The organism is Ensifer sp., from assembly GCF_035999135.1.
GTDB lineage: Bacteria > Pseudomonadota > Alphaproteobacteria > Rhizobiales > Rhizobiaceae > Ensifer.
Genome location: NZ_DASYGZ010000114.1, coordinates 1 through 16,484, shown reverse-complemented (window position 1 = coordinate 16,484; position 16,484 = coordinate 1). Strand labels below are relative to the sequence as shown.

Below are 16,484 nucleotides of genomic sequence, written 5' to 3'. Positions count from 1 at the left end.
TGAATAGGCGTGCGTCTCAGGAGGCGCGCTGGAGGCGGGCCGCGCGGTGCGCGGCCTGAACGTCGGGATCCGGGTCGAGGCCAGCCGCCAGCAGCGCGCGGGTATAGGCTTGGCGCGGGGCCTCGAACACCTCGCGCACCGTGCCGAGTTCGACGACATTGCCCTTCTGCATGACCATGACGTGATCGGCGAAATCGCGAACCACCGGCAGGTCGTGGGCGATGAAGATGAACGCGATGCCCATTTCCCTGCGCAGCTTGTCGAGCAGCGCGATCACCTGGGCCTGCACCGAAACGTCGAGCGCCGAAACGGCTTCGTCGCAGATGATCAATTGCGGTTCGAGCGCGAGCGCCCGGGCGATGGCGATGCGCTGGCGCTGGCCGCCGGAGAACTGGTGCGGATAGCGACCCATATGCTCAGGGCCAAGCCCGACCTGCACCAGAAGCTCGGCCACGCGCTCGCGCCACTTGGTCTTGGGCAGGATATCCGGATGGATGATCCAGGCCTCGGAGATCAGCTGATAGACGGTCATGCGCGGATTGAGCGACTGCGTCGGATCCTGGAACACCATCTGCAGGTCCCGGCGCAACTTGTAGAGTTCGGCCGGCGACATGGTGAAGAGGTCGCGGCCCTTCCACAGGGCCTTGCCGCTGTCCGGTTCGTCGAGACGCAAAAGGATACGGGCAAGCGTCGACTTGCCGGAGCCGCTTTCGCCAACGACAGCCATCGTCTCGCCGGGCATAAGGTCAAAGGAAATGCCCTTCAGCGCCTCGAAGGAACCATAGCGCTTGCGCACGTCGTGGACCGATAGAACAGGCTCGACGCGGGCGGCCGGCGCGTGCATGTCCCCCTTGCCCGGAGCGGCCGCAATCAGCTTCTTGGTATAGGGATGCTGCGGGTTCTTGTAGACCTCGCGCACGGAGCCGGTCTCGACCAGCACGCCCTTCTCCATCACCACGACGCGGTCCGCGACCTCGGCGACAACGCCGAGATCGTGGGTGATGATCAGGATGGCCATTCCGGTCTCCTGCTGCAATTCCTCCAGAAGTGCCAGCACTTCCGCCTGAACGGTGACGTCGAGCGCCGTCGTCGGCTCGTCGGCGATCAGCAGATCCGGGCGGAGCGCCAGCGCCATGGCGATCATGACGCGCTGGCGCTGGCCGCCGGAAAACTCATGTGGATACTTGTTCACCGAGCCTTCAGGGTCGGGGATGCCAACCCGTGTCAGAAGGCGCAACGCCTCCGAGGCAGCCTCTGCGGCGCTGGTTCCGTGCGTTGTGAGCGCCTCACGGATCTGCCAGCCGACCGTATAGACCGGGTTCAGGTGGCTGAGCGGATCCTGAAAGATCATCGCCACGCGGCGTCCGTTGATCTGGCGTCGTTCGTGCGCCGGCATCGTCAACAGGTCGACGCCGTCGAGCAGGATTTCTCCCGAACTGATGCGCCCTGGCGGCATGTCGATGAGGTTCATGATCGCCGAGGAGGAGACCGACTTGCCCGACCCGCTTTCGCCGAGGATCGCCAGCGTCTCGCCGCGATCGAGGTGATAGGAGATGTTGCGGACCGCCTTGACCACGCCGACGGCGGTGTGGAACTCGACCGAGAGGTTGCGGACTTCCAGCAAATGGTCAGCCATGCTTGTGGCCCTTCATTTCGAGGCGCCAACGCTGCACCGGATCGAGCGCGATGCGCAGCCAGTTGGAAAGCAGATTGAGCGACATGGTCGTGAGGATGATGGCAAGGCCCGGCCAGAAGGACAGCCACCAGGCATTGGTCAGGTATTGGCGCCCTTGCGAGATCATCAGACCCCAGGTGATCTCCGGCGGCTGGATGCCGATACCGAGGAAGGACAGCGCGCTTTCGGCGAGCATCACATAGGCGAAGTCGAGCGTCGCAAGCGTCGTCAGGGTCGGCAGCACCACCGGCAGGATGTGACGAAAGAGGATGCGGTTCTTCGATGCGCCCATCACGCGTGCCGCCTGGACGAACATGCGCTCGCGGATTTCGAGTACCTCGGCCCGTGTCGTGCGCAGATAGACCGGTATGCGGGTGATCGCCAGCACCAGCATCAGGTTGAGGACCGACGAGCCAAGGATGTAGAGCACGATCACCGCGATCAGCAGCGACGGGAAGGACATGATCACGTCGGCGAGGCGCATGATCACCTGGTTGACGCGCGGCGAGGAAAAGCCGGCGATGAGACCGAGGAACGTGCCGGTAACCGCCGAAAGGGCGACGGCACCGGCCGCGACCATCAGCGTGTTCTGCGTCGCGACGATGATGCGGGCAAGCAGCGGCCGGCCGAGCGCGTCGGCGCCCATCCACCAGACCCATCCGCGCTCCCAGTCGAAGGGCGCGGCGTTACGGCCGCGCAAATTCTGTTTGGTCGCGAGATCGCCGAGCCAGCTTGGCCCGATGACCGCAAGGATCAGGATGAAGACGAGAAAGATCACCGCACAAAGGGCAAACTTGTCGGCAAGCAGCATGCGGAACATGCGCGTTGCGAAAGGCGGCTCTTCGATGAGGACGCTATCATTGGTAACAAGGGTCACGGCCGCCTCCTCAATGCCGGATGCGCGGATCGAGCAGCGCATAGGCAAGGTCGATCAACAGGTTCATGACAAAGATCGCCAACGCCGTCACGAGAATGGCTGCAAGCACGACATTGAAATCCCGCTGCAAAATGGAATCGATCATCAGCTTGCCGACGCCGGGAAAGCCGAAGATCGTCTCGACGATGACAGCACCATTCAACAGGCTAGCGGCCTGGTCGCCGAGCACGGTGATAACAGGCAGCATGGCGTTGCGCAGCGCGTGCACGAAGATGATCGGACCGGATTTGACGCCCTTGGCGCGCGCCGTCTTCACATAGGCCGAGGAAAGCGCGCCGATCATCGAGCCGCGCACCACCTGCACGATGATGCCGAATGGCCGGATGAACAGCACCGCGATCGGCAGGATCCAGTGAAGCAGTGATCCTGTTCCCGAGGTCGGCAGCCAGGCGAGATTGACCGAGAAGACGACGATCGCGACGATGGCGATCCAGAAATCCGGAACGGACGCGCCGATCAGCGAAATCACGGAGGCCATCCGGTCGAAGAAGCCGCCGGCGCGAAAGGCCGCAAGCGAGCCGACGACGATTGCGGCACCCGCCACAAGCGTCATGGTGATGACGGCAAGCCAGAGCGTCCAGGTGAAGGCTTCGAGCACCACGTCCAGTGCCGGGCGAGCCTTGCGCAGCGATTCGCCGAAATCGCCGGTGACGACGTCGCCGACATAGCGCGTGAACTGCACCAGCAGCGGATCGTTCAGCCCGTGCAGTTCGCGGAACTGCTCCTTCATTTCCGCGGACGCCTCCACCGGCAGGAACAGGGCCGCCGGATCACCCGTCAACCGCGACAGGAAGAAGACCATGACGAGCAGCCCGATGAGCGAGATCAGACTGGCCACGGCGCGTGTTCGAACGAATTTCAGCATGGCGCCCTCGAAATCCAGCGGTGGGATCATCCCACCGCCTTGATTGCTGTTGGTCTGGCGAAGCTCGTTCGCCAAACCAGTTTACTTGCCAGAGCCAGTTTACTTGATTTTGATTTCCGACAGCTGCAGCGTTCCGTTGGTCGCCATGGTGGGCTTGAAATCAAGCCGCTCGGAAACGCGGGAGAAGCCGACCATGTGGAACAGGAGGACGTCTGCGACGACGTCGTCATGCACATAGGCGATCAGTTCGGACCAGAGCTTGGCGCGCTCCTCGCCGACGGCAGCCGACGCACGCTTGATCAGATCGTCGACCTTCGGATCGGAAAAGCCGGACTGCGTGCCGTCGGTCGCATACTTGAAGAACATCGAGAACGACGGATCGCCCTTGGAGTTGTCATGCATGGCAGCGACGATCTGCGGGCCGCGGCCTTCCTTGAAGGGCTTCGAATAGTACTGTTCGTGTTCGGCGACTTCGACGAACTTCAGGTCGACCTTGAAGCCCACGTCCTGAAGCTGCGCCTGGATGGCTTCCATGATCTCCGTCACGTTCGGGAAGTTGGCCGAGCGCGCGATGATGGTGATCGGCGTCTCGACCTTGACGCCATCGGCCTTGGCTTCCTCGAGCAGCTTCTTTGCGCCTTCCGGATCATACGGGAAGACCTTGACGTCGGGGTTCCAGCCGAGCGTCGGCGGCGGCACGATCGCGGTTGCAAGCAGCGCGCTGTCGGGAACGAGCGTGCCGAGGAAGGCCTGCCGGTCGATTGCGATATTGAGGGCGCGGCGAACGCGAACGTCGTTCAGCGGCTCGATGTTGTGGTCGATGCGCAGATAGACGGTCTCGCTGTCGAGATAGGAGAAATCCGTTGCCGGGTTGGTGGCGTCGAGCTGCGAGATCGACGGCGACAGATCGGCCTCGCCGGTCTGCACCATGGCGGCGCGCACCGACGGATCGGCGCGGAACAGGTAGGTCGCTTCCGTGACCTCGGGCTTCGTGCCCCAATAGTCGTCACGGCTGGTCAGAACGATCTGCTGCCCCGGCGTCCAGTTGGTGAGCTTGTAGGGACCGGTGCCGACAGGCTCGCGGATGAACTCGAGCGGCGTCTCCTCGGGCACGATGGTGACGAGCGACATCAACAGGGGAAGAATCGGCTGAACCGGATCGGCGCTGAAGTCGATCGTGTAGTCGTCGACGACAGTTGGCGTCACCTTGATGCCGCCGAAATAGCGACGCGACTCGCAGGTGTTCTTGTCGCTCATGATGCGGTCGAAGCTGTGCTTGACGTCCTTGGCATCGAAGGTGGTGCCGTCCGAGAATTTGACGCCCTGGCGCAGATGGAAGCGCCAGCTGCCATCCTCATTCTGCTCCCATTTCTCGGCAAGCCGCGGCATGACGCCCTTTTTGTCACGGACATCGAGCTCCGTCAGCGTTTCGCTGACGTTCTGCATGATGACGCGGCCGATGTTCGAGCGCGTGGCCATGCACGGTTCAAGCAGGTCGGCCTCCTCGGCCAGCACGATCTTGATCGGGCCAGATCCTGCAAAGGCGGGCGACAGGGCAGAACTCAGCATGAGTGCACTCAAGACAAACAGTTTCTTCACGGTATTTCCTCCCTAGTGAAATTCGTTCAGCTGGATGTTGCTTTTCCGGATCGCGCGGCGATCAAAGCCGCACAACCAATGAGCCCGCCGCCACAGAGCGTGGTGAGGGCGATGTTCTCGCCAAAGAGCGCAAAGCCTCCGAGCGCCACCAATGGCAGGCGCAGGAAATCGACCGGCGCGACAATCGTTGCGGGGGCGAGCGAGAAGGCATGCGTCATCATGCCCATGCAGGCCGTGCCGACGACGCCCTGGAGCGCCAGCAAAGACAATTCCTTCGCCCCCGGCATGCTCCAGAAAGGAAGAGCGAAGAGAAGTGCGATCGGAACAGTCAAGAGAAGGTTCCAGACGACGAGCGTTGCAGTCTTGTCGCCCTTGGACATCGATTTCAGGATCAGCTGAATGGCTGACTGCAGCACCGCGCCGACGAGGGCGAGCAGAATGGCGAAACTGAAACCGGCGCCGGACGGGCCGACGATCAGCATTGCGCCTGCAAAGCCGAGCGCCACGGCACCGATCATGACAGGACCCGGCCGCTCACCCAGGGTCAGTGCAGCACCCAGCAGGACGAAGATCGGCGAGGTAAAGGCGATCGCCGTCACATCGGCGAGCGGCCCCCAGCTGAAGGCAGCAAAGAAAGCGACCATTGCGAGCAGCTTGAAGCCGGCGCGCACCGCATGCTGACGCAGCGGATGACTTGAACGCAGGACCGACGGACGCAGGGCCACGAAAGGCAAGAGAATGACGGCGCCGAAAAAGGCGCGGAAGAAGCCGATGACGAAGGGGTGCACCGCGCCATTCAAGGCACGCACGATCACTGCATCGGCCGCCGCAAGCATCGCAGCACCTACTGCAAAGATCACAGCCATCCTGGCCTCTTGAGCGCCGCCGGGTCCCGGCATGAAAACCTCCTCCCCGGCGTCCTCTTGCCGGCTGACATGACAATCTCCTTTTCAAACAAATTTGTCAAACATTTTTGCAATGTAAAAACCAATGCACACCGATTGCTATTTTTAATTATTTAATTTCAATATGTTACTAAGTAGCACGACACCTAAACGGCTCAACAATAACATAATAGAACTTGACAACTTTGTAATTTTGGCGATTTTCAAGGGCAAGCAGGAGGAGCCGATGACCCCAGAGGAAATAGCCCGCAGCATGAATGGCGCGCTGAGATCCATCTCGCCTACGCGCCAAGAGGCTTTGCTGCCTTCGCCCATGGTGCAGAACCACGCCGCATTCCTGCATCTGCTGTCGGATGGCGCGCTTGCCTGCGCGTGGTTCGGAGGAACCCTTGAGGGCAAGTCCGACATTTCGATCTTTGCCTCGGTGCTTCCAACGGATGCGTCAACGTGGGGCCCTCCCCAACGCCTGAGCTTCGACCCTGATCATTCGGAACAGAACCCGGTGCTGTTCACCGCTCCTGACGGCAGGCTTTGGCTCTTTCACACCTCCCAGCCTTCCGGAAACCAGGATGAGTGCCGGATCCGCATGACCGAAATCCGACGCCACCCGTCCGACCCGTCGACGCTCACCGCTGATGACGGTCGCTATCTCGATCTGCCGCGCGGCTGTTTTGTCCGAGCACCTCTGGTGGTGCGCGAAGACGGCGCATGGCTGTTGCCGATCTTCCGGTGCGTCCAGCGTCCCGGCCAGAAATGGAACGGCAGCCATGACACTGCGGCCGTCGGCGTCTCCCTCGATCAGGGGAAAACGTGGCGCCTTGACGATCTCGGCCAGTCGATCGGCTGCGTGCACATGTCGCCTGTTTCCCTTGGCCGCGGGCGGTTGACAGCCCTCTTCCGCCGGCGGCAAGCCGACTGGGTCTACAGAACGGAGAGCGTTGACGGCGGCCGCACCTGGTCGGCCCCGGCGGCAAGCGACGTACCAAACAACAATTCCTCGATCGCCGCCATCCGCCTCAATGACGGCCGGATCGCGATGATCTGCAATCCCGTCAGTGCCGCGCAGTTCACCGAGCGGCGCGCCTCCCTATACGACGAACTCGGCGAAGACGACGGCCGCCCGGATGCTGACCCTGAGGGCGGCTGCGTGCCGGTCTGGGGCGTTCCGCGTGCACCCGTCACACTCTGCCTTTCCGAGGATGGCGGCACCACCTTTCCCGTTCGACTGGTCGTCGAGGACGGTCCCGGGACCTGCCTTTCCAACGACTCGACTGACGGCCGCAACAGGGAAATGTCCTACCCCTGGCTGCTTGAAGGCCCGGACGGGACCATGCACCTCGCCTACACCTATCACCGGCGCGCCATCAAATATGTCCGCCTGGCCCCTGGCTGGGACCGCGCCGACGCACGGAGACTTTCATGAGCAACATCATCGGCATCACCATGGGCGACCCCTGCGGCGTCGGCCCCGAGATTTCAGTCCGCGCGCTTGCGGAAATGCCTGAGCAGGAGCGCGAGACCATCCGCATCTACGGCAACCTCGCAACGCTCGAGGCGGCGCGCACGGCGCTCGGCCTCGATGTCGACCTTACTCCCCACGTCGTCGACCTGCCGATCGAGGGCGCACCGCTTCCCTGGGGCAAGCTCAGCCCTGTTGCCGGCGACGCCGCATTCCGCTTCATCGAAAAGGCGGTGCGGGATGCGGAAGCCGGCGTCATCGGCTGCATCGTCACCGCACCGATCAACAAGGAAGCGCTGAACCTTGCCGGCCATCACTATGACGGCCACACCGGAATGCTGCGCAGCCTGACGGGTTCGAAGGCGGCCTATATGCTTTTGGCCTCCGAGCGCCTCAAGGTCATCCACGTCTCGACGCATGTCTCGCTTCAGGAGGCGATCCGGCGCTCGACGACCGAGCGGGTGCTTGCCACGATCCGGGCTGGCGATGCGCATCTGAAGCGCATCGGCTATGCGGCGCCGAAGATCGCGGTCGCCGGCGTCAATCCCCATTGCGGCGAGAACGGCCTCTTCGGCACGGAGGACGACGACGAGATCGCACCTGCCGTCAAGGCGGCACGGGCGGAAGGCATTGATGCCTACGGCCCGATCTCGGCCGACACCGTGTTCCATCGCGCCTATTCCGGCGGCTTCGACCTTGTCGTCGCCCAGTATCACGACCAGGGACACATCCCGGTCAAGCTCGTCGCCTTCGACACCGCCGTCAACGTGTCGGTGGACCTGCCGATCGACCGCACCTCGGTCGATCACGGCACGGCCTTCGACATCGCCGGCAAGGGCATAGCCAACCACGGCAACATGAACTCCGCGATCGCCTACGCCCGCAAGCTGGTGTCGGGCGCAGCCAAGCGAGGATGACGCCATGACCACCGCTCAGATCACCCTTCACCAGCCTCGTCGCCTTGTCGTCGGCGCCGGCACGATCGCCGAGGTCGGCACGTGGGCGACCGATGCCCAGTCGATCCTCGTGATCGCAACACCGATCACCGCAGGCTTTGTCGACCGCCTGAAGCTTAAGGGAAGCGTTGCGGTCTTTGACGCCATACCCGGCGAACCCGACATCGCAACGCTGAACGCCGCCCTCGAGGTTGCGCGTCAGCAAAAGCCGGACCTGATAGTCGGGCTGGGGGGCGGGTCCGTTCTGGACGTCGCCAAGCTGGTCGCCGTGCTTTGGAATTCAGACCAGACGCTTGCCGATGTTGCCGGACCGAACAGGGTCGCCGGCCGCAGCACGCGGCTCGTTCAGGTCGCCACCACGGCCGGCACGGGCTCGGAGGCAGGGATCCGCTCGCTGATCACCGATCCGGAAAAGGGCAACAAGATCGCGGTCGAAAGCCCGCACATGATTGCCGATCTTGCTGTGCTTGATCCGGAGCTGACCTACTCGGTGCCACCGGCGGTTACCGCAGCGACGGGCGTGGACGCCATGGCGCACTGCGTCGAGGCCTTCACCAATCGCCGCGCCCATCCGATGATCGACGGATTTGCCCGTATGGGCTTCGGGCTCGTCGGCAAGTATCTGGCACGCGCCGTCAAGGATGGCACCGATACTGAGGCGCGCGAGGGAATGATGCTTGCCTCCTATTACGGTGGCATCTGCCTTGGGCCAGTCAATACGGCGGCCGGCCATGCGATCGCCTATCCGCTTGGAACAAGGCTTCGGCTGCCGCACGGCCTGGCCAACGCCATCATCTTTCCCTATGTCCTTGCCTTCAATCAGACCGTTGCGGTCGACAAGACAGCGGAAGTCGCGCAGGCGCTCGGCCTCGGCGACACGCTTGCAGCCCGCGAACTGCTTTCCGCCGCCCGTGGCTTCTGCCGCAATCTCGGGATCGAAATGTCGCTTGCCGCCCACGGCGCGAAGATGGATGACCTGCCGCTCTATGCGAGCGAGGCGCATGCCAACCGTCGCCTGATGGACAACAATCCGATCGATATGAGCGTTGAAGACGTGCTGGCCATCTACAAGGCGGCTTTCTAACGCACCCGGCAAGCAAAAACGGGACCCCGGCGCCTCGCCGGGGTTCCTGTTTGCAATATCACTTCGTTGCCTGGAACAGCCGTTCGCGCGACCCCGCCAGATGCTCGTGCATCAACTGCTTCGCCTTGGCGGCCTCCCGCGCGGCAATAGCGTTGGCAATCGCCTCGTGCTCGCCGAAGACCCGCGTCAGGCCCGCGGTCTCGCGCTTGACCGACGCGCCGTGAAACCGCATCCCGACGGCAATGTGGTCCTTAAGCGCTTCCATGGCCGTGAAGAAGTAGCTGTTCTGCGCGGCGCGCGCGATCGCGAGATGAAACTGGAAGTCCGCGTCTTCACGGTGCGACTGGCGGTTGGTCGCGTCCCGCATCAGTTCCAATGCCCGGTGAATGGCGGCCAAGGTGCCCGCGTCGTGGCGCTCCGCCGCAGCGGCTGCCGCCGCCGGCTCGACGGTCAGGCGAAACTCGTAGCAATTCAGAAGATCGGCAACGTTCTCCAACTGGCCGAAGCCAAGCGGCTCGCGCATGCCGACGGCGCGCACGAAGCTGCCGGCGCCGCGGCGCGAATAGATGAACCCCTGTTCGCGCAGCCGCTGCAGCGCTTCGCGAATGATCGGGCGGGAGACCTCGAATTCGCTGGCGAGATCGTGTTCGGTCGGCAGGCGCTCGTCAGGCTTGTATGCCCCGGATTTGATCGCACGGTGCATGCGCTCAAAGACGAGATCGCCAAGGCTCTTGCGTGCAGTTCCGGTCTCCAGTCCCATTTATGATCCCATCTTGCGGAGAGACGCTTCGGCGATCTGCTTCAGCGTATCTGGCGAACCGAATCCGCCGGATTTGGCGATGATGCAACGTCCGTCGACCTCAGCCAAGCCCAGGCCCGGCAGGCATTCTCCAAGCAGGCGGAAACGCTGGATATTCATCTTTCTCAGGACCGCCTCCGCCGTGGCGCCACCGGAAAGGAGCATGATGCCGGCCGACAGGGCAAGGTTCGGACAAACGCTCTCGGCAAGCGCCTCGGAAACCTCCTCGGACGACACATCGGCTTGACCGGGAACGGCCTGCACAAGGGTAATCGCGCTGTCGTCGCCCATCGCGCCCACAAGCCGCCCGTTGGGCGCTGCCAGGTAGCGCGTCGTGACCGAGCTGCGCAGAACGTCGATCTGGGCAAGGGTGATGGGATCACGAGAGCCGATGACGAACAAGGCCGAACCGGCGGGGATTTCGGCCGCCTGCGCCGCCGTTTCGCCGGTCATGCGTTCGGCAAGCGCTTCGGCAAGGCCACGCGCCCCGATCAGCATCTCGACGCCAATCCGCTCGGCATCCTCCAGCGACGCGCGCATCTCAGCCGCGGTGGACGTATCCGGGATCATCGACCGATCCGCATGACGCCCGAGCCTTTCACGCACGGAAATCGGTTCATCGATCCCAAAGCCGCGGACACATCCGCCTGTCACATACCGACCAAATGCAGGAATGGCCGGGGCGACCAGCGCCGAACGGAAAGGCGTTGCGTCGAGTTCGGCGGCGATATGGCCCTTCAGCCGCGAGTCGACCTTCTTGAACAGACGCGCTTCGGCCGGCAGGGCCGCAAGAATTGCGGCCGCACGCGCATTCGCGACGTCGCCGCTCAGTTCGCGTGAGCCAAGATTGACCGAGAGAACGTCAGGTTCTTGCCGGAGCGCCGCGTCAATCGCGCCCCCCTCCAGAGCGACCTCGACATGCATGCCGCGCGCCGCAAACGGCGCAGCGGCGTCGAGCGCTCCCGTCAAATCATCGGCGACAATAACCAGCATGGTCGAAGCTCAGAAACTTGTTGTTATCTTTATAAGGACATGAAACATTGAAATGTCAACGTTTTTTGAATTTTAATTTACAAATTATTTTTACGAAGATCGCAACGGCGCGCTTCCTCGTGACCAACCGAGGCTCACGCCAACTTCGCCTCAAGAGCGTCCGGTCGAGACAGGATGCGATTGCAGCGCAAGTGATGCTCGGGATAAAGGCTGAATTGGGCGACGTCACCGGCGCATGTGATCTTGCAGGACCTACATTCGATCGAGCCGCATGCGCGCATGCGCGATATCGGCCACGACCGAGACTGCGAGTGAACGCGCATCCCTTGCCTTGTCGAATATGCCGATCGGCGCCCTGATCCGAGAGAGGAGATGCTCATCTCCGCCGCAATCACGAAAGGCCTGACAGCGCTTGGCATGGGTCCGGCGACTGCCAAGGGCGCCGATGTAGAAGGCCGTGGACGCCAGCGCGGCGCGGAGCAGCGGCAACTCGCGATCAACGTCGTGGAAAAGGAGCGCGACAGCGGTGTCACCGTCGAGTTCGCCTGGCGACGGCACCTGTCCGCGCTCCAGCGCGACGGTCTCGTAACCGGCTGCAACAGCAACGCGGGCAACCGCGTCGACTTCCAGCGGCGTGCCGGCGAGAACGACCCGTGGCCTCGGCCGATAGGCGCGCACAAAACGCTCGCCGTACCAGCCGCTTGCCTCGTCGCCGCGCCGCAGCGTGAGCCTTCGCTTACCAGGATGGTAGGCTAGTCCGACCGGCAAGCGACGACGAAGGACCGCAAGGACCTGACGCAAGACAGCTGCGTCCGCCAACACATGGATCGCAAGCGTGATGCCGCCGCCGCAGGGAAGGACAATATCGAAAAACGGGGAACCTTCGCCCAGTCGAAGATTGCGATCCATGCCCTTGTTCAGGGCAGTCATCGCTTCGGCCGCGACGGCCGCTTCGGTGCAACCACCGGACACAAAACCGCAATAAAGACCATCACTGCGCACGACCATTTGCGCCCCAAGCGCGCGAGCCGCACCGCCATGAATTTCGACGAGCGTGATGAGGGCGGTCGGTTGCCCCTCTTCGAGCGATCGAGCGGCGAAGGACAGTATTTCGATCGCATCGTCCGACAGGAAGGCTGCGCGCGGCTCCGGCGCAAGCGTTTCCGGATCCTCGGCGATGCGGATCGTCATCTCACTCCACTCCTTGCGTTCCCCGCCAGCGGCGCACGACACCCGGGTCGAGATCGAAGAGATCAAGCACGCGGCCGACGGTGTGGTCGACCATGTCTTCGATGCTCCGGGGTTTCGCGTAGAAAGCCGGCACCGGCGGGTAGATGATGCCGCCCATTTCGGTCACCTGCGCCATGTTGCGGATATGGCCGAGGTGAAGCGGCGTCTCCCGGAGCATCAGGACGAGGCGGCGGCGTTCCTTCAGCACCACGTCGGCGGCGCGGGAAATGAGGTTGTCGGTCGTGCCCGTGGCGATCTCGGCCAGCGTCTTGACCGAACAGGGGGCCACGATCATGCCGAGCGTTTTGTAGGAGCCGGAGGAACAGACGGCGCCGATATCCTTGTTGGAATGGGTGGTCGTCGCCAGCGCTTCGAGATCCTGCCTGGAAAATGTCGCCTCCGCCGCAAGCGTGATGCAGGCCGCACGCGACATGATCAGATGGGTCTCGATCTCGAGATCGCTCAGGAGTTCAAGGATCCGCTTGCCGTAGACCACGCCCGACGCGCCCGAAATGCCGACGATCATGCGTCTTGGATGGGTCATCGCCTATCCCACGCTCTTGAGGAGTGTCGCGGCGCGGGCGCTCGCCTCGTCGCTGATACGGGCGCGCACGCCATGGAAATTCGGGCCGCGCGTCGCGTCGAGCCCCATGCGCGAGGTCGTGCCGATGCCGCTTGCGGAGGGATCGAGCGCATTGCCCGGCAGACCCTCGATGATGACGACATCCCTGTGCGGCTGGAAATGGGTGGCAAGCGCCCAGAGCACCTCGCTGTCGCGGGTGATATCGACGTCCGCGTCCACCACGACCACGGTCTTCAGGTACTGGTCCCAACCAAGAAGGCCGAGCATGACCTGCCTTGCCTCCCCTTCGCGCGTCTGGTTCATGGCGATGTAGGCGTGAAAATGCGTGCCCGACGAAGGGTAGTGCACGGCGGTGATCGAGGGGAAGCGCGCCTTCAGCTTCTCCACCACCTCGGCTTCGCGCGGCACGCGGCCCAGATTCAAGTGCTCGGCGGAATTGCCGCCCGCCACGCTGACGAGAATGGCATCGCGCCGGCGCATCACGGTTTCGACCTTAAAGAGGTTGTTGGTCGAGCGGTCGGAGGAATAGCCAGTGAACTCGCCGAACGGCCCCTCCTCCACATGCGCCTCGGGATCCAGCACCCCTTCGAGCACGATCTCGGCATGGGCGGGAACACGAATACCGTATTTCGGCGTGCGCACGACCTGGAGCGGTTCGCCCATCAGGCCGCCGGCGACATCGCGTTCGTCTTCGCCGAAGGCAAGTCGGGCAGAGGCTGCGATCATGAAGAGCGGATGGCCACCGATGACCATCGCGACCGGCATCGGCCTGCCCTTCTCCTTGGCCATGTTCATCAGCCGCCAGAGATGGCCGCGCGAATGCAGCGAGGTGGCAAGCGAATTCTTCGAATGGATCATCGCGCGGTGGTAGCTGAGATTGCCGGCACCGGTTTCCGGATGCTCGCCGATGATGATGCCGCTGGTGACGTATTTCGCCCGATCGGTATCGAAGTGCTTGAGCATCGGCAGCGCGTTGAGATCGACGGCGTCGCCGGAGATGATCTCCTCGGTGATCGGGCCTTCTTTCAGGACCTCCGGTGTGAACGGCCGGTTGGCGCGCGCCTGGTAGGCCTCGTGCAACCTGTCGGCGGTCGAACCGAGCAGACGGGCGATACGGTCGCGCGAGGCAAAGATGTTGCAGAGCACTTCGCTGCCGATGCCACCGACATTCTTCAGGTGCAGCATGGGGTGCTGCCCCCGCTCGGCCAGGTTCCAGATCAGTGCCGTCGCATCCTGATCGTCCGAGACCGGCTGGTCGATGGTGATGACATCTTCGGGGTGCTCCGCCCGGTAGTCGGCGAGGAAGCTGCGGACATCTTGCTTGTGGTACTGGGTCATATCTTGGCCTCGACGCGACGGGAGGGTGACGGCGCCCGGATGGGCGCCGTCGTCTTTACTCAGGCAAATTCCTTGTGCTTGCCCGTGGCCCGGTCGACACCGGCATAGCTATCCTTCAGGCGCGCCTGCGCGTCCCTCAGGTCGCGCGGCGGCGGCGACGGATCGATGCCGACGAGCTTGGCGATGTTGTTGCCGAGATAGCCTTCCAGATCGTCCTCGGAGAGGTTGATGCCGTGCGGCGGATCCTTGCAGAGCACTTCCAGTTCGCGCAGCCACATGCCCGGATCGTTCGGCGGGCTATCCGTGCCGAAGACGATCTTGTTCTTCGGCAGCTGCTGGGCGAACTCCACGATGCGCGACTGGAAGCACCAGCCGGACTCGCAATAGACGTTCGGCGTATCCATCGCCATCCAGAAGGATTCGAACGAATAGTTGCCGCCGGTCTGGATGCCGAAATGGCCGATGATGAAGTTGACCATCGGAAACTCGCGGATGATCGGGTAGAACATCGTCGGGATGGTGTAGGGCCCGTCGCCGGTGTGGATGAGCACCACGACGCCGAGTTCGGCGCACTTCTTCATCGCCGGACGCAGCCAGTCGAGCGCACGGTCAGGACGATAACCGTGCATGTTGGCGTGCAGCTTCAGCATCTTGAAGCCGTATTCCTTGACGTGGAATTCCAGCTCCGCCGCGCCGTTTTCAGGTCCCCAGCGCGGGTTGTAGTTGAAGTTGCCGATGAAGCGGTCCGGGTACTTCTGGCAAAGCTCGGCACAATAGGCCATGTAGTCGCGAATGCCGTCGCGACCCTTGCGGTTGCCGTCACGGTAGCCGGTGTTGCCCGGCGGCGGCTGGATGAAGCCCATGTCGATCCGGCGCGGCTTGCCGTTGATCATGTACGGACCGTCCATCAGCTTGAGCATGCGCTCGCCGGTGAAGGGCTCGCCCGTGTGACGCCACGCCTCGTCGACGAGGTTGGTCGGGTGAAGATGGGTATCGATGATCATTGTTCACTCCGTTCAAGTTTACGCGGCAAGGGCGACGCCGTGCTGGCGCAGATACGCCTCGGCTTCCTCGACGGTGGCCGGCGGCTTGGTCGCTTCCAGCCCGATCATCCGGGCGACGTTGTTGCCGAGGTAGTCTTCGAGCGTATCCTCATCGAGGTTCAGGCCCTGCGGCGGCTCGTGGCAGAGGACTTCGAGGAGATTGATCCACATGCCCGGCTCGTTCGGCGGCGTGTCGGTGCCGAAGAGGATCTTGTGCTTGGGCAGAACCTTGGCGAATTCGACGATGCGCGACTGCAGGCACCAGCCGGATTCCACGTAGACACTCGGCGTGTCGAGCGCCATCTGCATCGGCTCGAACACGTAGACGCCGCCAGTCTGAACCCCGAAATGCGCCAGGATGAAGTTGACCTCAGGGAACTCGCGGATGATCGGGTAGAACTCCGTCGGGATCGAGTACGGACCGTCACCGGTATGCACCTTCACCATCAGGCCGAGATCCGCGCACTTCCTCAGTGCCGGACGCAGCCAGTCGAGCGCGCGGTCCGGACGGTAGGCGTGCATGTTCGCCTGCAGCTGCACCATCTTGAAATCGAACTCCTTGGCGTAGCGTTCGATCTCTTCGGCGCCGTTCTGGGTGCCGTAGCGCGGGTTGTAGACGAAGCAGCCGAGGAACCGGTCGGGATGCTCGGTCACCATCTTTTCCGTATAGGCCATGTACTGGCGGATGGCGGCCTTGCCTTCGAGATCCATCACTTCGTGGGTGTAGATGGTGTTGCCTTGCGGCGGCTGGATGAAGGCCTTGTCGATCCGGCGCGGCTTGCCGTTCACATAGTAGGGGCCATTCATCATCTTCAGCAGCTTGTCGCCGGTGAACGGCGGTCCGTCGTGTCGCCAAGCCAGGTCCACCAGGTCGGTGGGATAGCAGCTCAGGTCAATAATCATAGGTTTCTCCTGTCGTAGAGGGTCCGGTCGATGCGGGGCCGCGCGATGAACGCCATGCCGGCCGAAGCCGGGCGTGGATCCGCGATCTCAGGAAATGCCGAAGACGGAGGGAACG

The 16,484-nt window shown here is 63.0% G+C and carries 15 protein-coding genes; 3 read left to right on the top strand and 12 right to left on the bottom strand.

Features of this window, described 5'->3' with window-relative positions; genetic code table 11:
• Positions 1-16: 16 nt before the first annotated feature.
• From VGO12_RS13210 to VGO12_RS13190, 5 genes are all read right to left on the bottom strand, one after another.
• Complete coding sequence (locus tag VGO12_RS13210) at positions 17-1,636, bottom strand: ABC transporter ATP-binding protein (protein WP_327513204.1); 1,620 nt, start codon at positions 1,634-1,636, stop codon at positions 17-19.
• A complete protein-coding gene (locus VGO12_RS13205) occupies positions 1,629-2,594 on the bottom strand; it encodes an ABC transporter permease (RefSeq protein WP_414650716.1) in 966 nt (321 codons plus the stop codon). Before VGO12_RS13205 ends, VGO12_RS13210 begins: the two co-directional genes overlap by 8 nt.
• Complete coding sequence (locus VGO12_RS13200) at positions 2,563-3,477, bottom strand: ABC transporter permease (protein WP_327513286.1); 915 nt, start codon at positions 3,475-3,477, stop codon at positions 2,563-2,565. The genes VGO12_RS13205 and VGO12_RS13200 overlap by 32 nt, the downstream gene beginning before the upstream one ends.
• Positions 3,478-3,576: 99 nt before the next feature.
• Positions 3,577-5,046 (bottom strand): ABC transporter substrate-binding protein, encoded by a 1,470-nt coding sequence (locus VGO12_RS13195; RefSeq protein ID WP_414650720.1) that lies wholly within the window; start codon positions 5,044-5,046, stop codon positions 3,577-3,579.
• 56 nt (positions 5,047-5,102) lie between these two features.
• The gene (locus VGO12_RS13190) at positions 5,103-5,942 is read right to left on the bottom strand and encodes a DMT family transporter (RefSeq protein WP_327513201.1); all 840 of its coding nucleotides are present in this window, start codon (positions 5,940-5,942) and stop codon (positions 5,103-5,105) included.
• 265 nt (positions 5,943-6,207) lie between these two features.
• On the opposite strand from VGO12_RS13190, the gene VGO12_RS13185 reads away from it, so the two are divergent.
• The 3 genes from VGO12_RS13185 to VGO12_RS13175 are packed head-to-tail and all read left to right on the top strand — an operon-like array spanning position 6,208 to position 9,480.
• Positions 6,208-7,404 carry a sialidase family protein gene (locus tag VGO12_RS13185; protein ID WP_327513200.1) on the top strand — a complete coding sequence of 399 codons (1,197 nt, stop codon included), beginning with the start codon at positions 6,208-6,210 and terminating at the stop codon, positions 7,402-7,404.
• Positions 7,401-8,357 carry a 4-hydroxythreonine-4-phosphate dehydrogenase PdxA gene (gene pdxA, locus VGO12_RS13180; protein WP_327513199.1) on the top strand — a complete coding sequence of 319 codons (957 nt, stop codon included), beginning with the start codon at positions 7,401-7,403 and terminating at the stop codon, positions 8,355-8,357. The genes VGO12_RS13185 and pdxA overlap by 4 nt, the downstream gene beginning before the upstream one ends.
• A gap of 4 nt (positions 8,358-8,361) precedes the next feature.
• Positions 8,362-9,480, top strand: coding sequence for an iron-containing alcohol dehydrogenase (locus VGO12_RS13175; protein ID WP_327513198.1), 1,119 nt, complete (start codon positions 8,362-8,364; stop codon positions 9,478-9,480).
• A 58-nt stretch (positions 9,481-9,538) separates the two neighbouring features.
• Here the strand turns inward: VGO12_RS13175 and VGO12_RS13170 are convergent, their stop codons facing one another.
• The 7 genes from VGO12_RS13170 to VGO12_RS13140 form a co-directional block, all read right to left on the bottom strand.
• Positions 9,539-10,240 (bottom strand): FadR/GntR family transcriptional regulator, encoded by a 702-nt coding sequence (locus VGO12_RS13170; protein ID WP_327513197.1) that lies wholly within the window; start codon positions 10,238-10,240, stop codon positions 9,539-9,541.
• Positions 10,241-11,272 carry a four-carbon acid sugar kinase family protein gene (locus tag VGO12_RS13165; RefSeq protein WP_327513196.1) on the bottom strand — a complete coding sequence of 344 codons (1,032 nt, stop codon included), beginning with the start codon at positions 11,270-11,272 and terminating at the stop codon, positions 10,241-10,243.
• A gap of 252 nt (positions 11,273-11,524) precedes the next feature.
• The gene (locus VGO12_RS13160; protein WP_327513195.1) at positions 11,525-12,463 is read right to left on the bottom strand and encodes an XdhC family protein; all 939 of its coding nucleotides are present in this window, start codon (positions 12,461-12,463) and stop codon (positions 11,525-11,527) included.
• Between the two features lies 1 nt (position 12,464).
• Positions 12,465-13,046, bottom strand: coding sequence for a UbiX family flavin prenyltransferase (locus VGO12_RS13155; protein ID WP_327513194.1), 582 nt, complete (start codon positions 13,044-13,046; stop codon positions 12,465-12,467).
• Between the two features lie 3 nt (positions 13,047-13,049).
• A complete protein-coding gene (locus tag VGO12_RS13150) occupies positions 13,050-14,423 on the bottom strand; it encodes a UbiD family decarboxylase (protein ID WP_327513193.1) in 1,374 nt (457 codons plus the stop codon).
• A gap of 59 nt (positions 14,424-14,482) precedes the next feature.
• Complete coding sequence (locus tag VGO12_RS13145; RefSeq protein ID WP_034791749.1) at positions 14,483-15,427, bottom strand: amidohydrolase family protein; 945 nt, start codon at positions 15,425-15,427, stop codon at positions 14,483-14,485.
• A gap of 18 nt (positions 15,428-15,445) precedes the next feature.
• Complete coding sequence (locus tag VGO12_RS13140; protein WP_327513192.1) at positions 15,446-16,369, bottom strand: amidohydrolase family protein; 924 nt, start codon at positions 16,367-16,369, stop codon at positions 15,446-15,448.
• Positions 16,370-16,484 lie beyond the last annotated feature (115 nt).